This window comes from Pseudomonas sp. Z4-20 (assembly GCF_051131955.1).
In the GTDB taxonomy this organism is placed as follows: Bacteria; Pseudomonadota; Gammaproteobacteria; order Pseudomonadales; family Pseudomonadaceae; genus Aquipseudomonas; species Aquipseudomonas marvdashtae.
This window is the reverse complement of sequence record NZ_CP071641.1, coordinates 2275568-2296213: the sequence shown is the minus strand read 5'-3', so window position 1 is coordinate 2296213 and position 20646 is coordinate 2275568. Positions and strand designations below refer to the sequence as shown.

The window sequence follows — 20646 nt, the reverse complement described above, 5'->3', positions numbered from 1 at the left end:
TCACGTGGCCCAAGGCAAAACGGCTGGCGCGTCGATCCAACCGCCATCCGATAGGTGCTGCATGACACGCCTCTCGGTAATAACAACTACCCATCCAATACAAAAACAGCGAGATTTGAGATGAGTACAGCCTCAGGTTTGTTCGACGTATCCGGTCGAGTTTGTGTAGTCACTGGTGGAGCAAGCGGTATCGGATTGGCCTGCGCAGAAGCGCTTGCAGAAAATGGTGCAAAAATCACCCTGATGGATATCAATGCCCATTTCCTCGATGACGCGGTCTCTTCGCTCACTCGCCGCGGCTTTGACGTACGTGGTGAACTCGTGGACGTCAGCGACCGGGCGTCCGTCGCCAATGCATTTCAAAACACAGTCAATCATTACGGCAGACTGGACGTGGTGTTCGCGAATGCAGGGATCGATTCGGGTCCTGGTTTTCTTGGGCGCGAGGGGCAGCGACTTTTGCAAGGTAGCCTGGAAAACCTCGACCTCAGCAATTGGGAGCGAGTCATGGCGATCAATCTGAATGGCGTGCTGTACTGTCTGCAGGAATCAGCCAGACATATGAAACCCCAGGGTTCCGGCAAGATCGTGGTGACCACGTCGATTGCAAGCTATCTCAATGCCGCCTGGGTAGGCACGTCTTACTTCCCGGCAAAGGCCGGCGCCTCCCATTTGATGCGTCAAGCCGCTTTGGAGCTGGCCAGGTACAACATTCAGGTGAATGCCATTGCCCCGGGTGCATTCGCTACCAATATCGCAGATGGGCATGTCAACGATCCCGAAATGCGGCGGTTGCTGGAGGCGGGAAACCCGCAGCATCGCGTTGCGGAGCCCGCAGAAATCAAGGGGGTTGCGCTCCTCCTCGCCTCTGCAGCGTCTTCCTACATCACCGGTACCGAAATCGTTATCGACGGTGGCGGCCTGTTAGGCCAGGCAGACTAACCGGAGCCGCAGAGCAAACGCCCTTATCCGCAGTGCCAACCTGATGTTGGCGCTGCTGATTCAGAACGATGATCCAACACACTTGATCGAATCGTTGCGCAAGGGTTGGCCCTCTGCTCAACACCGATGACTATGCCTTGCTATAGCGCAACGGAGGTACTCCAAATCGCCTGCGAAACACCTCGCGAAAGGCACGCTCCGATTGATACCCCACGGCTTCAGCCACCCGAGCAACCGGATTGCCGGCGCGCAGATGCTCCGCCGCCACCTGCATCCGAAGATCTATCAAATAATCGATGGGCGACTGACCCACCAGACGAGTGAAGCGGCGACCGAAGGTATGACGAGACATTCCCGCCTCTTCCGCCAGCGACTCGGTGGTCCAGTGCTCACCGGGGCGCGCATGCATGGAAACCAGAGCCTGGCGAATGCGTCGATCCGCCAGCCCCTGCAGCCAGCCGCTACTCTCCCTTGGAACTGACAGCGCATGCGCTCGGATAAAACTTGTAAAAATCAAGTTTGAAAGATGTGCAGCAGTCGCCACGTAACCGGCGCGGTTGGCCGTATCTTCGCTGACGAGAAACTCCAGCATTGAATTCATCCAGGGGAACATGCCACTGGCACTTCCGTGCAGGTGAATCATCCGGGGCAATGACCGTAACAACGGATTGCTGTCCGCGGCCTGAAGTAAAAAGGCGAGAATCATCATCCGCCCCTTCTTTTCGCCCTGTCCCAATTCCAGTCCGGAAATAGGAGCCGACTGTCGTTCTCCGGCGACCAGCAGCGGTAATCCTCTCGCATACCAGTAGTCCATCAAATCGATGCAGTCCGCGTCAGGGCTCGAGGCCACCGTATACGCAGCTCCGTGCAATATCAGAACCGAGTCGCCCGGCTCGAGCCGAACTGGGGCTTGTCCCGAAACCGTCAACCACAGCGGGGCATCAAGGCAACACAACGTGAAGGCGCTGGCGGCAGAAAAGCCGGGAACCCTTAGCCCCCACGGATCCCCCAGCGCATAGATGCCCCCCGAGTTCACCTCTACCTTAAGAGATAAAAGTACTTCGCCTAGAAGATCCACGCGCTCCCCCAATGTGATGAATTCAGCCGAAAAACGATGCTATACGGCATAGAAGACTAATCCTCGCATTCATAAGCTGGCGATACAAATACAACATCAAGCCACCGGAGGATTTATGTATTTGCACAACTGCTGGTATGTGGCAGCGTGGAACTATGAGGTGACTGACGGGCTGGTTGCTCGAACCATTATCAATGAGCCAATCGTGCTCTATCGCATGGAGAATGGTGCCATCGCCGCTCTCCAGGACCGCTGCTGCCATCGCTCGGCGCCGTTATCTATCGGGAGAAAAGAAGGCGACTCCGTTCGCTGCATGTACCACGGCCTGAAGTTTGACAGTTCAGGCAAATGCACCGAGATACCTGGTCAAGACACCATCCCTACGCAGACATGCGTCCGTAGCTTCCCTGTCATTGAACAAGACAGTTGGGTATGGGTCTGGCTCGGCGACCCACAGCAGGCAGATCCCACGCTTATCCCTCCAGCTGTAGGTCATGATCATCCAGATTGGATTTTCCGATCAGGCAGCATCGAGTATCAAGCCAACTATCAGTTGGTTAACGACAACCTGCTGGACTTTTCGCACCTCTATTTCCTCCATCCAGAAAGCTTCGGCATGGGCATAGATTGGGCACACGTTCGACCGAAGGTTAGCCGGCTCGATCGCGGAGTACGTGTAGAACGTTGGTTACCTGCCCAACCCACACCGAATCACATCAAAGGAGTCGTGAATTCCGACACGGTTGATATTTTTACGGCCTACGATTATTTGGCTCCGGGCGTAATGGTGATGAATTCGTATAGTTTTCCGCGTGGAACCCTGGAGCAATTCAATGGTGAAAAACCGCAGGACGTAGCGCCCATTACTCACGACGTGACATGCCAGGCCATCACGCCAACCGATGACGCTAACTCAAGATACTTTTTCTCTTGGGCGCCTAATCGCCATGCGCTTGCCGGATGCAGCGAGAAACTTGCCGATGACATGATCGCTATTGCCCGCATGGCCTTCGAAGAAGATCGGATCATGATTGAGGCTCAAGCCCGCGTCCTACAACACACCCCGAATCCAACGCAAGTCCCCATCGCTTTTGACAATGCCTTGTCCCAAATGCGGTGGGTTTTGAATAAGTTGAAGAAAGATGAACAGGCCCAGGCTCAGCTGATCGCAATGCCCGAATAAGCCTGACGCACGCACTGTGCAAGCCCTAACGAAGCATTAAACGTCGGCCAACTCACAATAAAGGAGAACAGGATATGTCTGATAATCGTGGTGTGGTTTATCTGGGCGCGGGAAAAGTGCAAGTGCAAAAAATCGACTACCCGAAGATGCAAGACCCTCGGGGTCGAAAGATCGAGCACGCAGTTATTCTCAAAGTGATTTCTACCAACATCTGCGGCTCCGACCAGCACATGGTGCGAGGCCGTACCACTGCTCAGGTTGGTCTGGTTCTGGGGCACGAAATCACAGGTGAAGTCATCGAAAAAGGCAGCGACGTTGAAAGTCTGAAGATTGGCGACCTGGTGTCGGTACCTTTCAACGTAGCCTGCGGTCGCTGTCGTTCCTGCAAAGAGCAACACACTGGCGTTTGTTTAACCGTCAACCCCGCCCGTGCCGGTGGCGCCTACGGTTACGTCGACATGGGCGACTGGACTGGCGGACAGGCCGAATATGTTCTGGTGCCATACGCCGATTTCAACTTGCTCAAATTGCCGGACCGCGACAAGGCCATGGAGAAAATTCTCGACCTCACGTGCCTGTCCGACATCCTGCCCACCGGTTACCACGGTGCCATTACCGCAGGAGTCGGTCCGGGAAGTACTGTGTACATCGCAGGGGCCGGTCCGGTCGGTCTGGCAGCAGCTGCGTCGGCACGTTTGCTCGGTGCTGCGGTGGTGACCGTCGGTGATATCAACACCATCCGCTTGGCGCATGCCAAAGCCCAGGGCTTTGAAATTATCGACCTGTCGAAAGACACACCGTTGCACGAGCAAATCGCCGCACTATTAGGCGAACCGGAAGTGGATTGTGCGGTTGACTGTGTGGGCTTCGAAGCCCGCGGCCACGGCCATGACGGTGCGAAACGCGAGGCACCGGCCACTGTGCTCAACTCGCTGATGGGGGTCGTGCGCGTGGCAGGGAAAATCGGCATTCCCGGCCTGTACGTCACCGAAGACCCGGGCGCTGTGGATGCTGCGGCCAAAATGGGCAGCCTAAGCATTCGCTTCGGCTTGGGCTGGGCCAAATCCCACAGCTTTCACACAGGCCAGACGCCGGTGATGAAGTACAACCGCCAACTGATGCAGGCGATCATGTGGGACCGCATCAATATCGCAGAAGTGGTGGGAGTGCAGGTCATCGGTCTGGACCAGGCTTCAGAGGGTTACGGCGAATTCGATGCCGGTGTGCCAAAGAAATTTGTAATTGACCCCCACAGAACCTTCAGTGCGGCTTAGCACCAACAGGCCTCAATGCGTAGCGGCCAACTACCGCTGCGCCTTGATCGTAACGAGTTATTCACTTCCTTGAACCGCGCACTCCCTAGCCTGTATTCGGGGGTTCCAAACCTGTGGTCCGGCCATGTCGCACCGTTCGTCAAAAAACTATCCGCACTACCGAAAGATAGGACTAATTCAACTGCAGACATCGCAGCCTGTAGCTAATTTGTGCCCTCAAGAGACGAAGAAATGAAAACAAGAATAAAGACAATCACGTTGTTGGCTTGTCTATTCGGAGCAATGGCTATTTTATTGGTTTCACCTGCACCCCGCAGGGAAATCGTCCAAGTGCCTAGTGCCTGTCAGATAGCGAATGCACCCTGCAATCTGCCGCCAGGCTTTCGCGGATGGCCCTCGATCCCCTAGGGGCGACCGCCTCTATCCACATGACTGGGAGGTAGGCCTCAGGTTAGCGGCGTCGCGTTCGCCTGGGATCGTTAACTAATAGATGATTTTTACTATTGCTCATATACAAATACTTTCCGAGGTGCGATTTGGAGATGAGGACCGAGAGCTGCTCGTGACATACGTCCCCACGCATCCAGGCAACCAAAAGCGCGCTCAGCAAATTCGTTTTAGCAAGGAAGCAACACACCAGTTGATTTGTGCTATCCAGGCGCGTGACCCGGCTGTCGCCCCGTCCTTGAAAACGCTGCTCAGCAAGCGAGATTCGCGGCATCTCCCCGTTTCGCTACACGATGTGCACAATGCTAGCACCAAAGAAACCAAGTATGACGACATTCAGGCTATGGAGAGTTGAAGGCAGCCAAAAGTAATCATCAACGCACGATACGGACACACCTCTGTTCATTCTACCTACGGCCTTAATCGGCCGTTTTCTTGGTTCAGATTGCTCAGGTCCCAAGGAGAACTAGATGGTTCAAGGATGCGGTGTCACATCCGTTTACGCGACATTGAAATGAACCTCATGTCGAAGCAAGCCGCTCAACCTGATAGGTAAACCCCGCGGGAGCCTGAGCCTAACAACACATATTCCGCGGCGACGCTCCTACAACTTCGACGTATCAACAAGCCAGGATATAAAAAACTTGCAAATAATCAGAGCAATACAGGACAGCAACCGCACGGAAGCCTAGGGCACGATGTTTAGATCTTTCGACATTACCTAGCGGGGCTGCCCTTTAATAGGAAGCTACCCCTAATGCACGGACCTAGTAGTTTTAACCCCTACGAAAAGCTCTTTTACAGACCCATCGAGGCGGCCATACGCTGGTGTGACTTGATGGATTACGAGGCAAAAATTCTCGGGTTAGTTTGGGATAGCCCTGAGCGTGTTATCACAGCCTTCCCGCAATGGCCATGCCTTTACAAGAAATTAGAGATAATCCTGGATGCCATACGAAATCAGGAGTTGCGCTACGGTGCTTTAGGCACCACCGTTACGCCAGGCACACCTGTCGACTTCAAATTGCTGACCATCCGACATTCGGACCTAAAGTCATGGATATCCCATCAATATCCAGATCAGCGACCGTCCTTTCTTTTTCATCCAACCGCTACTGACGAGGCTGTCCGCTATGACACCTACCTTATTCTGCAGGCAGATAGGGAAGCCCTTCAGGTACGGTTAAAAGTAACCGAAGCGAGACTGCAGGAGTTAATGGACGAACTGACCGCTGCGGGACTGGAACGCGAAAGTCTTAGCGCGCTTGCTGAGGATAAAAAAGATGTGAGCGAGCATAGCAAAGCCAGCTTTCTCAACATCATTGGAGCGCTACTCGAAACGATGCTCGGCTCCTCCGAAGCAGGAAGACGTCATTCGATATTCAACAGCCAAGCCTCAATCGTCGACTCCATAACCGCCCATTACGGCGACGTTCCTGGGCTAGGTAAGCGTTCACTGGATGAAAAATTTGCGGCGGCTCGTCGGAGTCTTGCCCAAGCTAGGCGGTAAGGTTGTATTGCAATATCGTCAATTGCATTGCAATGACTAATCTCATTTTCTGCTATTCACTGCAGGTCACTTCCCACCACGCGCCAAGCGGCGCCAGGAGTGACCAGCATGTCCAGCTCATCCGTCTCGCTCACTGACAGCCCTCAACCACCGGCCGAACGTCACATCATGCGGCGTGACGAAGTGGAGCGAAAAACCGGCTTCAAGCGTGCGCACATCTACAACCTGATGAAGGAAGGTAAATTCCCTCAAGCCAAACGCATCGGATTGCGCGCCGTCGGCTGGGACTCGCTGGAAATCGAACAGTGGATCACTGAGCGTTTGGCGCAGCAGGCCTGATGAGATGCGTGTGGTATCAGCGGTGTCCACTAAAGGTGGAGTAGGCAAAACCACAGTGGCAGCCAATCTCGGCGGTCTGCTGGCGGATGCGGGCTTACGCGTCCTGCTGCTCGATCTGGATAGCCAACCGACCCTCTCCAGCTATTACGCCTTGAAACACGAGGCCATCGCCGGTGCGTACGAACTCATTGCACTCAACCAAACAGATCCTGCGCAGATAATTTCCACGACGGAGGTCGTCGGTCTCGACCTGATCCTCTCCAACGACGACCAAGGCCGACTGAGCACTTTGCTGCTGCACGCCCCTGACGGGCGATTACGGCTGCGCAATTTGCTCGACCATTTCCGTCCCCGTTACGACCTGTTGTTGATCGACACCCAAGGCGCACGTAGCGTGCTTCTGGAGATGGCCATCCTGGCCTCCGATCTCGCCCTTTCTCCCATCACGCCGGAAATGCTCGCCGCCCGCGAACTGCGCCGTGGCACCTTGAAGCTGCTCAGCGAACTCGATCCGTTTCGCCACTTGGGCATACCACCACCCCGCTTGCGACTGTTACTGAACCAGGTGAACGCTATTAGGGTTGACACCCGGATGATCATTAGGGGTCTGCGCGAGACCTTCGCTGGGGCTACCAACATCTCAGTGCTAGACACGGTAGTTCCAGACGCAGTGGCGTATCTCAATGCTGCCTCCCTCGGCCTGCCAGTCCACCGGATCGCGACGCGCCGGTCCCATAAACGATGCTCGCCATCGGCACTGGAAACCATGCAAGCACTGGCCATCGAATTGTTCCCGGAATGGCGCACAGCGATAGCTACTTTGAGCAAGCGCGGAGGTTCGATGAAGTGAATTGCCAAGCTGTAGTTCTCGAAACGAAATTTTGTCTGATCGACGTTGAGGCCAACTGCGTTTGGCAAGGAGTCTTTTGATGTTGGACCAGCTTCCCATCATCGTTCAACCATCCATTCACCCCCGCCGCCCACCTAGCGAGGAGTACTACACAGTGGTCTTTCGTCTACAAGGCGGACGCTCAGCCATGGGTGGGTTCCTCGCGGAACTGTCTCGTTATTTCGAAGGCTCGGGCACTGCCGAGATCGTCAAGTTCGAGGTTGGTGACCATTTGCGCACCCGGCGTTAACTGAGGTTGCTCCAATGAAGAAGCTCACTGAGGAGGAAATCAAAGAAAAACTGCACCAGGACCACTTCCCTCGCGGTCCAGAACTGGGGCGGTTGTCCGATCCACTCACTGATACGCCTATGCTGGTCACTCTGGAGCAATTGCGGCCCTACGAACACAACCCTCGCTTCATCCGTAACCCACTTTATGATGATATCAAGGCCTCGATCCGTGAACGCGGGCTGGATCAACCACCGCCGATTACCCGCCGCCCGGGAGAAACCTATTTCATCATCCGCAACGGCGGTAATACGCGCTTGGCGATTCTCGGCGAGTTGTGGCAGGAAACCCGCGATGAACGCTTCTTCCGCATTCATTGCCTGTTCCGCCCCTGGAGCAATGAAATCACCGCCCTGCTCGGCCATCTGGCTGAAAGCGATCTGCACGGCCAACTCACCTTCATTGAGCGTGCTCTGGCGGTAGCCAAACTCAAAACCATGTTCGAACTAGATGGAGCGACACTCTCGCAACGAGAGCTGGCGCGCCGTCTTGCCGCTGGGGGCTACCCCATTTCACAGCCGCACATCAGCCGGATGCTCGACACCCTCGAACACCTCCTGCCCGCCATTCCACAAACCCTGTATGCCGGGTTGGGAAAACCAAAAATTGAACGCCTGATTGGTCTGCGTAGCCAGGCTGAACGAACCTGGAATCGTTATCCAACCGACGCCATCGCTTTTCCCGAGCTTTGGCTCGACACCTTAGGGCAATTTGATGCCGACCCAGAGTCCTTCGACCTTGAGCGAGTCCAGGATGAACTGCTCGAACGCATGAGTCACTTACTCGGACAGTCCTACCGCATGTTGGCCCTGGAGCTGGGCGATATCCAACGGGTTATTCAGACGCCCGGCGTTGTCGTCACGCCCTCGGAGAACAACCTTCTGCCGAGCGTCGATGAGCCCGCGGCCGAACCTCCCCCCTCCGATCCGCATTCCAAATCAGCTGAAACCTGGACGCAGACCGAAACAGAGCGAGAGGAGGAGCTCACGCTGCCCGTAACGAATGTCGTATCAGCAGTCAGCTCTCCGTCACGTGTCCAGCAGATCCGCGAACAAATTGAGCGCGCCGCTGCCCCCGAAACAGCACAGACCGTCGAAACCATCCCGATCGACGACATCTGGATCATCGCACCCACACTGGATACCCCCGAACAACTACGTCTAGCCATTGCCGGACTGGCTCGGGAAATGGCGGCCTATGCCGGACATCCCGAGAGCATCATCGACCAGAAACATGGCCTGGGCTTCGCCCTCAGCATCGAGCAACTTGATCTTGCAGCGCCTCGTGCGGCCGGCGTTCACCTAATGCTCTTGGCCCTGCTGCGTGCCCAAGACGAAGTGAACTGGGAGGATCGCAAGCAATTGCCCTCAGCCCTGTTCGGGCAACTGCTACTGGGGGTCTATCAACTCCCGCTGGCCGATCGTCCCACCGTGGACGTAGGACTGGAGCGATTGCCCGACAGCTTGTTAATTAAGCTGTATCGCCTGATCCGTCTGGCCCGTCGTCTGATTGACCTAACGCTTACTCATGAAGACGATTCACCGAAGGAGCTGCCATGAACCTGTCCTTCAATGTGCTCAACCAGGCCATGCTGACCCAAGTCCTTCACGAGTTGCGCCTGGGTAATCTGCAACGCTGCAAAGCACTCGGACTGGGTGAAGAGGACATCTACCTGTTGCAATCATTACCGCCGACCACACTGTCACGCCTGGCCCATGCCACCGTCCCCTGGGTTGAGGTCAAGATTGATTCGCCGGTATTACATCGGTTGATCGACCAGGCCGAACGTGACGAACAGAACGAGCGCCTGATCAACCGAGCGCTCAAGCTCGGTGCCAGCAGTGCCATCATGTACCAGTACTTCGGTTTGGCGCATTCGGAAACCGCCCTGCGCCGACGTCTGCTCAAGATAGAAACCCGTAAGGGCCGCCCCCAGAGCTTGAGCGAAGCACAGGAACATGCGCTCTGGCAGCGTTGGTGCCAACTACGCGCTGAGGACGGTGCTGAGGATCAGCTCGACGCCATGATGATGTTGGCAGAAGAGCAACAGATCAGCTTGACCATCGTTTGGCAGCAGATCGACCATTACAGCAACGGAACATGAACACTGCCCCGTCCGGTCGCTGGCAACGTGTCCTGCAGCAATGCACCCAACAACTAAGTGAACGTTGGCCCGCACCCCCCACCACTCAACATCCTTCCAACCAGGCCCTGCAAGTTGGCTTCCTGTTCAGTGGCCAATCACACGAAGTCGTGCCGCGTCGCTTGCTGCTGGATTGTCGGCTGACGCCATTGGAGCGTAATGCATGGCAAGTATTTCGACTCATGCTGCAAGGCCAGGGTGTGGTCACACCGCGCTATGAAGATCTGCAACCTTACCTGTCGAGCGTACCCTACGGTGCGTCAGCCTCCCGTGAAACCATCGCTCGCGTCTTGACGATGCTCAGGCTGACCCGCTGGCTCAGTTTGGTGAGTCGTGGCCGCGATCATCTCAGCGGGCGCTTACAAGGTTCTCTGTACGTCCTGCACGATGAACCGTTAACGCCCGCCGAAGCCATGGAGCTGGATCAGGATTACCTGCAGCTAGTCGGACACGCCCTCGATCATGCAACCAAGGCTGTGCGAATTGTCGCTCAGCATGTTTTGGAAGAAATTCGTCAGGACACTGATATCGATTTGGGTCGGCTCCCCACCCGGCTCGACAGTTGGGGCGACCATTGGACAAAAAAAGGATTGGATAAGGCGTCCGATGAAGCGTTACATGATTCCGAACTGGGTGGCGACCACCTCGTTCGGAATCGTGCGGGGCCTAGTTCGGAATCCGAACTGGGTCCGAACGCCAATGTTTCCGGCACCGTTCGGAATCCGAATGCCGCCTGTACTGTATTAAAAGAAAGTATATGTACTGTACCGCGCGCGACCCCAGCAGTGGATAACCTGCACTGGCCCGATCCGCTGCACCTGAGTCCAAGCGAGCGGCAGGCCGTCACCGTGACGCTGAACAAGCTGAAACCAGCAGATCGGCAGGCGGTGCTCAACGAAGCGGGCGCGCGATGTGCGGCAGGAAGCGTCCGCAAACCCGCGGCGTATCTGATGGGCCTGATCCAGCGGGCGCTGAAAGGCGATTTCCACCCTTGGGCAGGTCAGGCTGAATCGTTACCCATGACAGAGCAGCCACTCTCTCCCCCGCGCCAACTTAAGAAAAAGGGCGAACCCGCCTCTGCCCTCGCCCAAGCGAGCCTGCATGAACTACGCCAGCTGCGTAGCAAACGCCCTGGACGTCAGTAGATTTGATGCCACTGGCATCACTGACGAGCGTCTCGAAATCAACCGTCTCGAACCAAATCGAACAGACAGCATTCAGCTTTTCGGATGTCCTTTACCTTCGTATGTCGCAACGTTCCCGTCCAAGCCTATGCGAGGACGACACCGTGGCCGATCACTATCAGCTCAACCTGGGCTCATTGCGCAGCAGCATCACCCTGACACTGCACACCCACCACGCCGCCCGAATCTGGCAAGGTCGAACCGCACGCGAAGGCGTCCACTCGATCATGGGCATGGCCGGCTACATCAGCGTCACCAACCTGATCAAACAGGCCGCAGCGCAGGACGATCCTTATGCCGACTGGGCGATCGTGCAGCTCGAAGAAAAATTGATGCAGGCCAAGGCTGGGATGCTGGAACTGACCCAGCAGTTGGACCGGATCAGACAAGAGCTGCCGACGCAGATCGACATGGGCGACAACCTCAACATCCATCCCGTCACCTTGCCGTTGTACATCGGCAGCCAACTGGGCTTCCTCGCCGTTTACCTGCTGACTGACTACGACACCTTGGTGCGACATACCCTGTTGGCCCATCACACCGCCTTGATCGGTCGCCGGGACATGGAAGCCTGGATCGACGACGGTGCCCATTTGCTGCGTAGCCTGTTCGGCCAGGCCCAGCGCTATCGGCATGCTGGCGTCACCCGTGATGACATGGCGGCGAACAACGCTCGTGCTCTGGCGGCAATCGAGAGAATGGGTTTGCCCCCTACGGACATCCTTGAGGGGCATCGCCGCTCCCAGTTCGCGCCGCCAATCATTCGTCGTGGTGGTGTGGCGGTGGATGACGCTGACGCGTTGACGGAGAACGCGGTAGAGCCTTCTGCGACAGTCGATGAGCCGGAGGACGAAGTATGAGGCACCTCATCCCGACTCAACCAATGCCCCTCGAAACACTCACACCGGATGCCTATCGACAGCTCGAACATGCTGCCTACCTAAAAGGCCTTTTAAAACCTTTTAAGGGTAAGGGGGAGCTGGAATACCTGGCGCAGGTGGCGAGGGAAACCGAGGCGCAGTTACGTCGTCTGATGGAGGCTGTGGCGCAGCAGGCCGGACAACCGCCTTACTCGCTGCTGGATATTCGATTGGTGCTGCAGAACACCAGTGCGGGCAGCACCTTTTTGCGATGGCGCACCCGTGATTTCGCCCGTATGGGCGTTGCGGTCTGGGAACGCCAAGCCTCCAACAAGGCCTTGCCGCAAGCCGTACGCGAGGGGTTACACCGTTTCGAATGCGAGCGCATTGCACTGAACTTGCAGATGAGCGTGGTGCATTCGCTCTACCGTCAGGCTTCAACCTGCGCGATCAAAATGGCCAGCGCCGAACGGCTGCTGCGCCAGTTCACACCAGCAGTGGAGATATCGTGATGAGTACCTTTTTCGTCGGCGAAGGCAACATCGGCAGTGCGCCAGAGTTCCAGGAGTTCCCGTCAGGCAATGACGAGCCACGGCGTTTGCTGCGCCTGAATGTGTACTTCGACAACCCCGTGCCTCGCGATGGCAGCTATGAGGATCGAGGCGGCTATTGGGCGCCGGTCGAGCTCTGGCACCGCGAGGTTGAGCACTGGAGCACGCTGTATCAGAAAGGCATGCGCGTGTTGGTCGAAGGGCGCACCGTGCGCGAAGAGTGGGAGGACAGTGAAGATAACGCGCGGGTGACCTTCAAGATCGAGGCGCGTCGTGTCGGCATCTTGCCTCATCGCGTGCAGAACGTGGTCATGCGGGAGCGCTCAAGTGAATCAGCCTCGTCTGCGGCTCCCGTCGGGCAGGCTACAGACCAAGCCAGCTCGCCTGCGCCGAAGTCCAAAAAGCGCAGAGGGCAGCCACCATCGGCATGACTGACTTGAGGCATAAAAATTGCGCCTTTGCGCGAAGTTCTTAGCCTGTTATTACTCGCCGCTCGTGAAGCACTGTCGTCCACGTGACCACAGGGTAGTAGCCTCGCCCCCAATCAAGACAGCCCTCACCGACTAATATGAGGAACCTGCCATTCAGGTTTCTCATAGCTCGCCGCTGCTGTTTCCAACACGCTGCTCCGAACTCAACCCGGAGCAGTTCTATGCGTCTCTTTCTCTGCGAGAAACCCTCCCAAGGTCGTGATATCGCCAAGGTTCTCGGAGCTAGCCGACGTGGCGATGGTTGCTTGATCGGACCCGAGACAACCGTCACCTGGTGTATCGGCCACCTGCTGGAAACGGCCCCACCTGAAGCCTATGGCGATCAGTACAAATCCTGGTCGTTGGATCATCTACCGATCATTCCCGCGCAGTGGAGGGTTGAGGTCAAACCCAAGACCGCGGCACAGTTCAAGGTCATCAAGCAGTTGCTCAGTGAAGCCTCCACCGTCGTCATCGCGACCGACGCCGATCGCGAAGGTGAAATGATTGCCCGCGAGTTACTGGAGCTCTGCAACTATCGTGGCTCTGTTGAGCGCCTCTGGTTATCCGCACTCAACGAGGCGTCGATTCGCAAGGCACTGTCGTCGCTGAAGACTAGTCAGGAGACCTTCCCGCTCTATCACTCAGCCCTCGCCCGCAGCCGCGCCGATTGGCTGATTGGTATGAATCTCAGTCGCTTGTTTACGCTCCTAGGGCGGCGGGCGGGCTATGACGGCGTACTGTCCGTTGGACGCGTCCAAACGCCCACTTTACGCTTGGTGGTTGATCGAGATCGCGCGATTGCCAGCTTCGTCTCAGTGCCGTACTGGGTGGTGGATGTGCACCTGTCTTCAATGGGGCAACCCTTCATCGCGTCGTGGATACCACCCAGCTCAGGACGTGACGAAGCCGGTCGCTGCCTGCAGCAGGCGCTTGCCAGTCAGACCGTCCAAGCGATTTCTAGCAGCAAGACCGCCACCGTAGTCTCGCTGCAGACTGAGCATTTGCGCGAAGCGCCACCCCTGCCCTTCGACCTAAGCACACTGCAAGAAGTCTGTTCACGCAAGTTGGGACTCGGCGCGCAGGAAACCCTGAACATCGCCCAAGCCTTGTATGAAAGCCACAAAGCCACCAGCTATCCGCGCAGCGATTGCCGTTATTTGCCAGAGAGCATGTTCAACGAAGTAGCCGCGGTATTGGATGCCCTGCTCAGAATGGATCCCGCGTTACGTCAAGCGCTCGGAAGCGTCGATCGATCATTGCGCTCAAGAGCATGGAACGATGCCAAGATCACCGCGCACCACGCCATCATCCCCACAACCGAGCCGGCGGACCTTGGGCGAATGTCTGAACAAGAGCGCCAAGTCTACGAACTGATTCGTAGCCATTACCTAGCGCAATTCCTGCCGCATCACGAGTTTGGTCGAACCGAGGTCGAACTGGAGTGCGGCGCCGAGTGTCTGACTGCTGTTGGCAAACGGATCCTCGTCCAAGGCTGGAAAGGCTTGCCCTCCGACAGCACCGAAGACGATGAACCCAGTCAAAAGTCCCAGGTGTTGCCCGCTCTACAACAGGGTGTGAAGTGCGCAGTGGACGACGTCGAACTCAAATCCATGCGCACCGCTGCGCCCAAACCGCTCACCGAGGGCGATCTTATTAAGGCAATGAAAAATGTGGCCAAGCTGGTCAACGATCCACGCCTGAAACAGAAACTTCGGGACACCACCGGTATCGGCACCGAAGCCACACGTGCCGGTATCATTAAGGGGTTGATTGATCGCGGTTATTTGTTGAAGAAAAAACGAGCTTTGATGGCCTCCGCAGCGGCCCATACCCTGATCGAGGCGGTGCCCGCTGCAGTCGCGGATCCGGGTATGACAGCGATCTGGGAGCAGGCTCTGGATGAAATCGAAGCGGGACGTCTGACCTTGGATGCATTCGTTGCCAAGCAGGCGCACTGGATTACGCAGCTGATCGCAAACTGCGGAGCGCTCACTTTGTCGGTACCGGTCGAAGCCGGGCCGGCTTGCCCCAATTGCAATACCTCAATGCTCAGGCGTAAGGGAAAATCAGGGCCGTTCTGGTCATGCTCCCAGTACCCGGACTGCAAAGGCACTGTGCCGATCAGCAAAGGTACGCGTCGTCCATGAGGCGCCATTGGCGTTCACATGACCCTCGGGGGTGCTGTCAGTGCATCATCAACGGCGCCTGATCCTTCTCCAACTCGTCTAGCGGTCGTCCGATTTCACGGGCCAAGGCGATGCCTGTCGCGATCCATATCTGCCCCAGTTCGTTGAACGCTTTCAGGTGAGCAGGATCTTCGTTTAGCCAATGAACAAGGCTGTCGAGATGTTCGGGGCTATTAGGGCAGTCATGGATCTTGATGAACAGCTCCAGTGTTCGATCCCAGATCAGGTCCATGTCGTTCTCGCGCGGCTCATCCATGCTCAACCTCACCTCCCTCAGGCCCTATTAGGCCACTCAGTCCCGCTGGTCACTTCGGCCTCTGATTCCTGGAGGAATAGATGTCACGTCGCGACAAATAGCTATTTCAGTCAATATAACAACCCTATAAGTCGATACTCAACCGCTAAGGATGTTCATGTCAACGGGTCTTTGCTCAACCATTCGGGTTGAATTGGAGAACTCATCACTTGGCACATAAACATCCAACCCAAGCCCAAATCGGACGCATGATCGCGAAGCACCGCACTCAGCGTAATCTGACCCAGGAAGAGGTCGCTGAACGCCTGGGGATCGGCAGCGAAGCCATTTCGCGCCTTGAGCGGGGTGTAGTGGAGCTTTCCGTGGTCAAGCTGATGCAACTGGCAGACATCTTCGACTGCCGGATGGATGAACTGCTGACGGAGTCGAGCACTCGCCCCAACGACCAGGGCCAGATGATCGCGGGCCTGCTGAGCGGCCTTCAAGAACGCGACCGTGCCTTTATCCTGACGACCGTCGAACGGCTGGCCGCTCATCTCAGTAGCAAATAACCTCTCAGCACACTGGCTTGACGTCGTCACACCCGCTCTGCTGTAGTGCCTCAGGATCATCGCTACGGCGACCCAAGACCGATTCGCTCCGGGTAGCTCGGTCGGACTCCCTAAGTTCGGAGCCTTCTCTTATGTTGGAATTTCATTCCCGCTTTGTGCTCGACCGGGTCAATGTGGCGGATGACCACTGTTGCCTTTGCCAGGCATTAGCGGTCATCCGCTACGGCGATCGCATTCAATCCCGGAGCCCGCCGGGGAAACACTGGGCACCCTTTGTGCGCGGATGCGTGCCAGCGTATTCCGACCCAGGCCACGATAAGGGTCGGTTGGCGAATCATGGCGCAGTTAAATCAAGTTTTGCGAGGAGCTTGTTGACTGCGTCAGACCGCCTAAGGTGGCTTTTCTGTTCCTCGCCTGGCACCCCGCCAGGCCTACTCTTCACTTTCTTCCGTCCAGTGATTGCCACTGAATTCCGGCCTAAAAAAATCAGCTTACGGCGTCTTGACGCTCCCCTGTGACAGGCTTATACAAAGGGCGTGGTTCGCTGTCGTTGACAGCCCAGCCCAGGTAGCCTGAACCTTCAAGGCTACGCCACGGTTGTGGTGGTTTACCCAAGTGCGATCAGCATTCGGAGGCTCGCACGATTACCGCTTCAGCGGTGATGAATGCCCACTACCCTAGGTCCGCAGATATGCTGCGGATTTCTCCTCTGCTGCCCCCCTATCCTCCAGGCGCATCGATCTGATGGTCATCGGCTTGCCGGTGACGAGTCGTTCATCGTTCGCCTTCACCTAACCCACCCTGACGGGGACTCACTTCCCCGTCAGGGGCTGTGCGTCGCCGTTTTCCCTTGAAACAGGAGAACCACCATGGCCCACGCCAACCAATCTCAAGAAGCAACTACTTACTTCAATCTGCACACCGTCGGTATCGGCTACCTCAACCGTGTTCGTGAAGTACAAGTCCGCCGCGGCCAGCCGTTCATGGCCTGCGATATCGCGGCTCTGCACGGCGCCACTGATGCAGTCGAGTACACCCGCTTCGACTGCAAAGTCGCTGGGGGCGAAGCTGAGCGCTTGATCCGCCTCTATATGGATGCCGTCAATGCCGAGAAAAAGGTCTTGCTGTCATTCCGTATCGGCGACCTGTGGATTGACCCATTTCTCTATGAGAAAGGCGCTAAACAAGGCCAACCGGGCGCCAGCCTGAAAGGTCGTTTGCTCTTCATAGACTGGATCAAGGTCAACAGCGTATTCGAGTACAAAGCGCCTGCCAGGCAGGAGGCAACAGCACCTGCTGAGCAAACGCCAAACAGTGAGCCATCCCCAAAGTCGGCTGATGCCGATGCCGAGGATACCGACACCCCAGCGAAGTCCAGGGCTGAACCTGAATCTGCACCCACTCCCCGCACGGCCCGCCGTGTCGCCACATGTACTGTTCAGTCCGCCTGAACAATCCACGATGTTTACATCAAGGCGCTCAATCGAGCGCCTTTCTTCAAACCGCACAGGAGAACCCACATGGAATCCTTCTGGCTTTGCGACGATTGCCTGTTCGCTGCGGCTTACGAGGACTACAGCACGTTATCGCTCTTCTACACGACGGATGAAATCGAGAAACGCATCGCCGGTCTCCATCGCGGGCTGGTTCGGCTAATGCCCATCAGTGCCGACTTCGATCCCGAAACTGGCCAGGGTATAAGAACTGCCTCTCCATTGCCCTGCGACGGTTGTGATTCACACCTGCACGGACAACGCCACCGATTCACTCGGCTGTAAACAGCGCGTCATTCGGCAATGCCGGTCACTCTATATCCACCTCGGGGACACCACTCCCCTCGGGTGTGTACCCCCGGATTGTTCCCTTCGGAGGTATCCCATGAGCACCCAACTCACCCTGATCGAAACCTCGGATGTCGAGGCTGATCGCATCGCCCAGGAAAACCAGCTGATCGACGAAGCGCTGCACATTCTGGATCGTCGGCTGTTCACCCGCGGCCCCAGCCTGACGTCGCCTGACGCCGTGGCTTCATACCTAAAACTTCATCTTGCGCCACAAGAGCATGAAGTCTTCGGTGTAATTTTTCTCGATGCCCGCCATCGCGTTCTGGCATTCGAGATCCTCTTTCACGGGAGCATCGATGGCGCCAGCGTTTATCCCCGCCAAGTCGTCAAGCGCTCCCTCGCACATAACGCAGCTGCTGCCATTTTTGTTCATAACCACCCTTCGGGATGTACGGAACCCAGCCAGGCAGATCGCGTCTTGACCGCACGCTTGAAGGAGGCCTTGGCCTTGATCGAGGTTCACGTACTGGATCACTTCATCGTAGGTGAAGGTCGCCCACTTTCTCTTGCCGAATACGGTTGGCTTTAACCCTTACAGGCGCCTTCGGGCGCCTTGTTCATTTTCATCCTGGAGAATACTCATGAACTCCACTACCCAAACCCCAGACATGCTGGGGGCCTCAAACCCATTCGTTCGCGGCTATGACAATCTATCTATCGAACGGCTGCTACTGATCACCTACGCAAACGACTGCCCTCCCTGCTTTCGCTCCATACACGACTCACAAGCTCATCTACTCGACGATGCGCTGGAACTGTTCGCCTGCCTGTTCAACGACGACTTCGCTCTGATCAGCGAGGGTCAGGCCATTCCGGATGAATTGGATGAACACTTCCAGTCCACCGGGCTGGTGCGGCAAGTGATCTATGCCGTGACTGGCGAAATGCTCAACGAACGACATCACGTCGGTGACCTGTACTCCCTGGCAGAAGCCCAAGCCATGATCCATCGTTTGAACTTCGACACCGGACACTACAGTCGAGCCTGGGAGATCAGCACCGCACACCTTACTGACGAAGCCCTGCACCACTTGGAAAGCCGGGTTGGCAATGCCGTCTCCAAGCCAACAGGACTGCTGTTTGAACCCTTTGCCCTGCCAGACTGCAATGGCGTCGGGTGTAAGCTGATCGGCACGCCCTGGACCGACTACAACCTAGTGAAAATCGAGGACCGTCCTTACGCATCGCTGAGGCAACAGCAGCTCGACGCCGGAACGCCGGAAGCCTTGGTCAACGTACTGTATCTGGCGGCATTGGCGGATGTGAGGTTGTTGATCTTCGACCCCGACGCTGCCGTTTTGGATGGGCTCGCGATTTTTGATGAATAGCAACGCGTTCAGCGTTAACACGATCCACCTTGAATCGACTTCCTCACTGAATCGCTCCTTCACCTCATGTCAGGTTCTGCACTGAATCTGACATGAGGTTTTTTCCATGGAGCGTTTTTTCACGCCTGTCTGTCTGCTGGGCTTGTTGAGTGCCTGCACCGCGCACATCCCAACCCCATTGCCGACTTGCCCAGAGAATGCCGGTGGTTCCAATCGGGCCCAGCTTTCAAGGAGTACAGCCGAAGAGAGTCATCCGTCAGAGCTCCGCTATGGCCGCTATATGCTGGTCAGCACCGAGCCCACCCCGGAACAACGTGTTCTTCTCGCTCAAATTGTCGACGTGAGCATTCCGTCCAACCTGAATCCTTCGGTACAGGAAGCGATGCACTACGTGCTGCAGCGCTCGGGTTATTCGCTCTGCCCCGCCGCCGAACCAGTAAAAATGCTGTTTACCCAGCCTCTGCCCGCCGCCCATTACCGGCTCGGCCCGATCTCACTGCGCAACGCGCTACAAGTGCTGGCTGGCCCCGCATGGCAACTCACGACCGATGAGGTCAGCCGTTCGGTCTGCTTCGAACGGGAGAAAAATGATGCTGGCACGGTGCGGGTCACACCAACCTCGTCCCATCAGCCGGAGGCACGCCCATGAAAGCCACGACGTTTCAAACCCTCATTGTCGGCTCACTTTGCCTGGCGGTCTCCGGGCTGAGTGGTGGTTTGTATAACCAGTATCAACGCATGACCGAGCTGGAAAATGCGAACGCGCAACGCCTACAGACCCTGGATACCCTGCAACGTGATTCAAGCACCCTCTTGGACGCACAGGAGAAGCTGCAGTACGCACTGAAAGACCTGAGGCAGATGGTGAATACCGGTGAGCAACAGGCCAATACCCTCGATCCGATGTTGGATCAATGGGCGCAAGAGATACAGGAGTTACGCGACGGTCTGGCAGACCGTGCCACCGAAGCCGATATGATCGCGCTACACGCACGACTTGAGCACGTCGAGCAGCAACTCCTGGACCTCAAAACCCAGCCATCACTCCCACCACCAACATCTTCCTCGGCCGAGCCGAAAAAAGCCGCTCGCGCCAAGCCTGCCCCGCTCTCGCCGCCATTCTCAGTACTGGGTGTCGAGTCTCGCGGTGGCGAGCGCTTTCTGGCGGTCGCTCCGCCTGATAGTCGCTCGCCCAATGATATCCAGTTGCTGCACAGCGGCGAGCAGCTCGGCACATGGCAGTTGAAAGTGCTGGAGCCGAACGCGGCCGTCTTCGCTGTGGCCGCTCAGCCAGACCAGACCGTGCAACTCCCTTGAGA

The 20646-nt window shown here is 56.6% G+C and carries 23 protein-coding genes; 21 read left to right on the top strand and 2 right to left on the bottom strand.

Features of this window, described 5'->3' with window-relative positions; all coding sequences use genetic code 11:
• Positions 1–120: 120 nt before the first annotated feature.
• Positions 121–942: an SDR family NAD(P)-dependent oxidoreductase gene (locus J3P82_RS10750; RefSeq protein WP_434562926.1), complete on the top strand. Its 822-nt coding sequence runs from the start codon at positions 121–123 to the stop codon at positions 940–942.
• Positions 943–1072: 130 nt separating this feature from the next.
• Here J3P82_RS10750 and J3P82_RS10745 read toward each other — a convergent pair whose 3' ends face one another.
• Complete coding sequence (locus J3P82_RS10745) at positions 1073–2020, bottom strand: cupin domain-containing protein (RefSeq protein WP_434562924.1); 948 nt, start codon at positions 2018–2020, stop codon at positions 1073–1075.
• Between the two features lie 115 nt (positions 2021–2135).
• Here J3P82_RS10745 and J3P82_RS10740 point away from each other — a divergent pair, with 115 nt between their 5' ends.
• From J3P82_RS10740 to J3P82_RS10680, 13 genes are all read left to right on the top strand, one after another.
• Complete coding sequence (locus J3P82_RS10740; protein ID WP_434562922.1) at positions 2136–3203, top strand: Rieske 2Fe-2S domain-containing protein; 1068 nt, start codon at positions 2136–2138, stop codon at positions 3201–3203.
• A gap of 74 nt (positions 3204–3277) precedes the next feature.
• Positions 3278–4477, top strand: coding sequence for a formaldehyde dehydrogenase, glutathione-independent (gene fdhA, locus J3P82_RS10735; protein ID WP_434562920.1), 1200 nt, complete (start codon positions 3278–3280; stop codon positions 4475–4477).
• A gap of 1285 nt (positions 4478–5762) precedes the next feature.
• Positions 5763–6434 (top strand): hypothetical protein, encoded by a 672-nt coding sequence (locus J3P82_RS10730; protein ID WP_434562918.1) that lies wholly within the window; start codon positions 5763–5765, stop codon positions 6432–6434.
• Positions 6435–6542: 108 nt separating this feature from the next.
• Positions 6543–6773, top strand: coding sequence for an AlpA family transcriptional regulator (locus tag J3P82_RS10725; RefSeq protein ID WP_434562916.1), 231 nt, complete (start codon positions 6543–6545; stop codon positions 6771–6773).
• 4 nt (positions 6774–6777) lie between these two features.
• Positions 6778–7623, top strand: a complete 846-nt coding sequence (locus J3P82_RS10720; RefSeq protein WP_434562914.1) for a ParA family protein — start codon at positions 6778–6780, stop codon at positions 7621–7623.
• 79 nt (positions 7624–7702) lie between these two features.
• Positions 7703–7912: a hypothetical protein gene (locus tag J3P82_RS10715; RefSeq protein WP_434562912.1), complete on the top strand. Its 210-nt coding sequence runs from the start codon at positions 7703–7705 to the stop codon at positions 7910–7912.
• Between the two features lie 14 nt (positions 7913–7926).
• Positions 7927–9510 (top strand): ParB family protein, encoded by a 1584-nt coding sequence (locus J3P82_RS10710; RefSeq protein WP_434562910.1) that lies wholly within the window; start codon positions 7927–7929, stop codon positions 9508–9510.
• Positions 9507–10055, top strand: a complete 549-nt coding sequence (locus J3P82_RS10705) for a DUF2857 domain-containing protein (RefSeq protein ID WP_434562908.1) — start codon at positions 9507–9509, stop codon at positions 10053–10055. Before J3P82_RS10710 ends, J3P82_RS10705 begins: the two co-directional genes overlap by 4 nt.
• Positions 10052–11239 carry an STY4528 family pathogenicity island replication protein gene (locus J3P82_RS10700; RefSeq protein WP_434562906.1) on the top strand — a complete coding sequence of 396 codons (1188 nt, stop codon included), beginning with the start codon at positions 10052–10054 and terminating at the stop codon, positions 11237–11239. The genes J3P82_RS10705 and J3P82_RS10700 overlap by 4 nt, the downstream gene beginning before the upstream one ends.
• A 143-nt stretch (positions 11240–11382) precedes the next feature.
• Positions 11383–12138: a PFL_4669 family integrating conjugative element protein gene (locus J3P82_RS10695; RefSeq protein WP_434562904.1), complete on the top strand. Its 756-nt coding sequence runs from the start codon at positions 11383–11385 to the stop codon at positions 12136–12138.
• Positions 12135–12650 carry a DUF3158 family protein gene (locus J3P82_RS10690; RefSeq protein ID WP_434562902.1) on the top strand — a complete coding sequence of 172 codons (516 nt, stop codon included), beginning with the start codon at positions 12135–12137 and terminating at the stop codon, positions 12648–12650. The genes J3P82_RS10695 and J3P82_RS10690 overlap by 4 nt, the downstream gene beginning before the upstream one ends.
• A complete protein-coding gene (locus J3P82_RS10685; RefSeq protein ID WP_434562900.1) occupies positions 12650–13120 on the top strand; it encodes a single-stranded DNA-binding protein in 471 nt (156 codons plus the stop codon). The genes J3P82_RS10690 and J3P82_RS10685 overlap by 1 nt, the downstream gene beginning before the upstream one ends.
• A gap of 221 nt (positions 13121–13341) precedes the next feature.
• Positions 13342–15309, top strand: coding sequence for a DNA topoisomerase III (locus J3P82_RS10680; protein ID WP_434562898.1), 1968 nt, complete (start codon positions 13342–13344; stop codon positions 15307–15309).
• Positions 15310–15346: 37 nt separating this feature from the next.
• Here the strand turns inward: J3P82_RS10680 and J3P82_RS10675 are convergent, their stop codons facing one another.
• Positions 15347–15604 (bottom strand): hypothetical protein, encoded by a 258-nt coding sequence (locus J3P82_RS10675; protein WP_434562896.1) that lies wholly within the window; start codon positions 15602–15604, stop codon positions 15347–15349.
• A gap of 209 nt (positions 15605–15813) precedes the next feature.
• Here J3P82_RS10675 and J3P82_RS10670 point away from each other — a divergent pair, with 209 nt between their 5' ends.
• From J3P82_RS10670 to J3P82_RS10640, 7 genes are all read left to right on the top strand, one after another.
• Positions 15814–16155 carry a helix-turn-helix domain-containing protein gene (locus tag J3P82_RS10670; RefSeq protein ID WP_434562894.1) on the top strand — a complete coding sequence of 114 codons (342 nt, stop codon included), beginning with the start codon at positions 15814–15816 and terminating at the stop codon, positions 16153–16155.
• 869 nt (positions 16156–17024) lie between these two features.
• Positions 17025–17606 (top strand): STY4534 family ICE replication protein, encoded by a 582-nt coding sequence (locus J3P82_RS10665; RefSeq protein WP_434562892.1) that lies wholly within the window; start codon positions 17025–17027, stop codon positions 17604–17606.
• Between the two features lie 69 nt (positions 17607–17675).
• On the top strand, positions 17676–17933 hold the full coding sequence (locus J3P82_RS10660) for a hypothetical protein (protein ID WP_434562890.1): 258 nt from the start codon (positions 17676–17678) through the stop codon (positions 17931–17933).
• A gap of 100 nt (positions 17934–18033) precedes the next feature.
• Positions 18034–18528 (top strand): RadC family protein, encoded by a 495-nt coding sequence (gene radC / locus J3P82_RS10655; protein ID WP_434562889.1) that lies wholly within the window; start codon positions 18034–18036, stop codon positions 18526–18528.
• A 52-nt stretch (positions 18529–18580) separates the two neighbouring features.
• A complete protein-coding gene (locus tag J3P82_RS10650) occupies positions 18581–19327 on the top strand; it encodes an ABC transporter substrate-binding protein (protein WP_434562887.1) in 747 nt (248 codons plus the stop codon).
• Positions 19328–19433: 106 nt separating this feature from the next.
• Positions 19434–19976, top strand: a complete 543-nt coding sequence (locus tag J3P82_RS10645; RefSeq protein ID WP_434562885.1) for a PilL N-terminal domain-containing protein — start codon at positions 19434–19436, stop codon at positions 19974–19976.
• Complete coding sequence (locus J3P82_RS10640) at positions 19973–20644, top strand: chemotaxis protein (RefSeq protein WP_434562883.1); 672 nt, start codon at positions 19973–19975, stop codon at positions 20642–20644. Before J3P82_RS10645 ends, J3P82_RS10640 begins: the two co-directional genes overlap by 4 nt.
• Positions 20645–20646 lie beyond the last annotated feature (2 nt).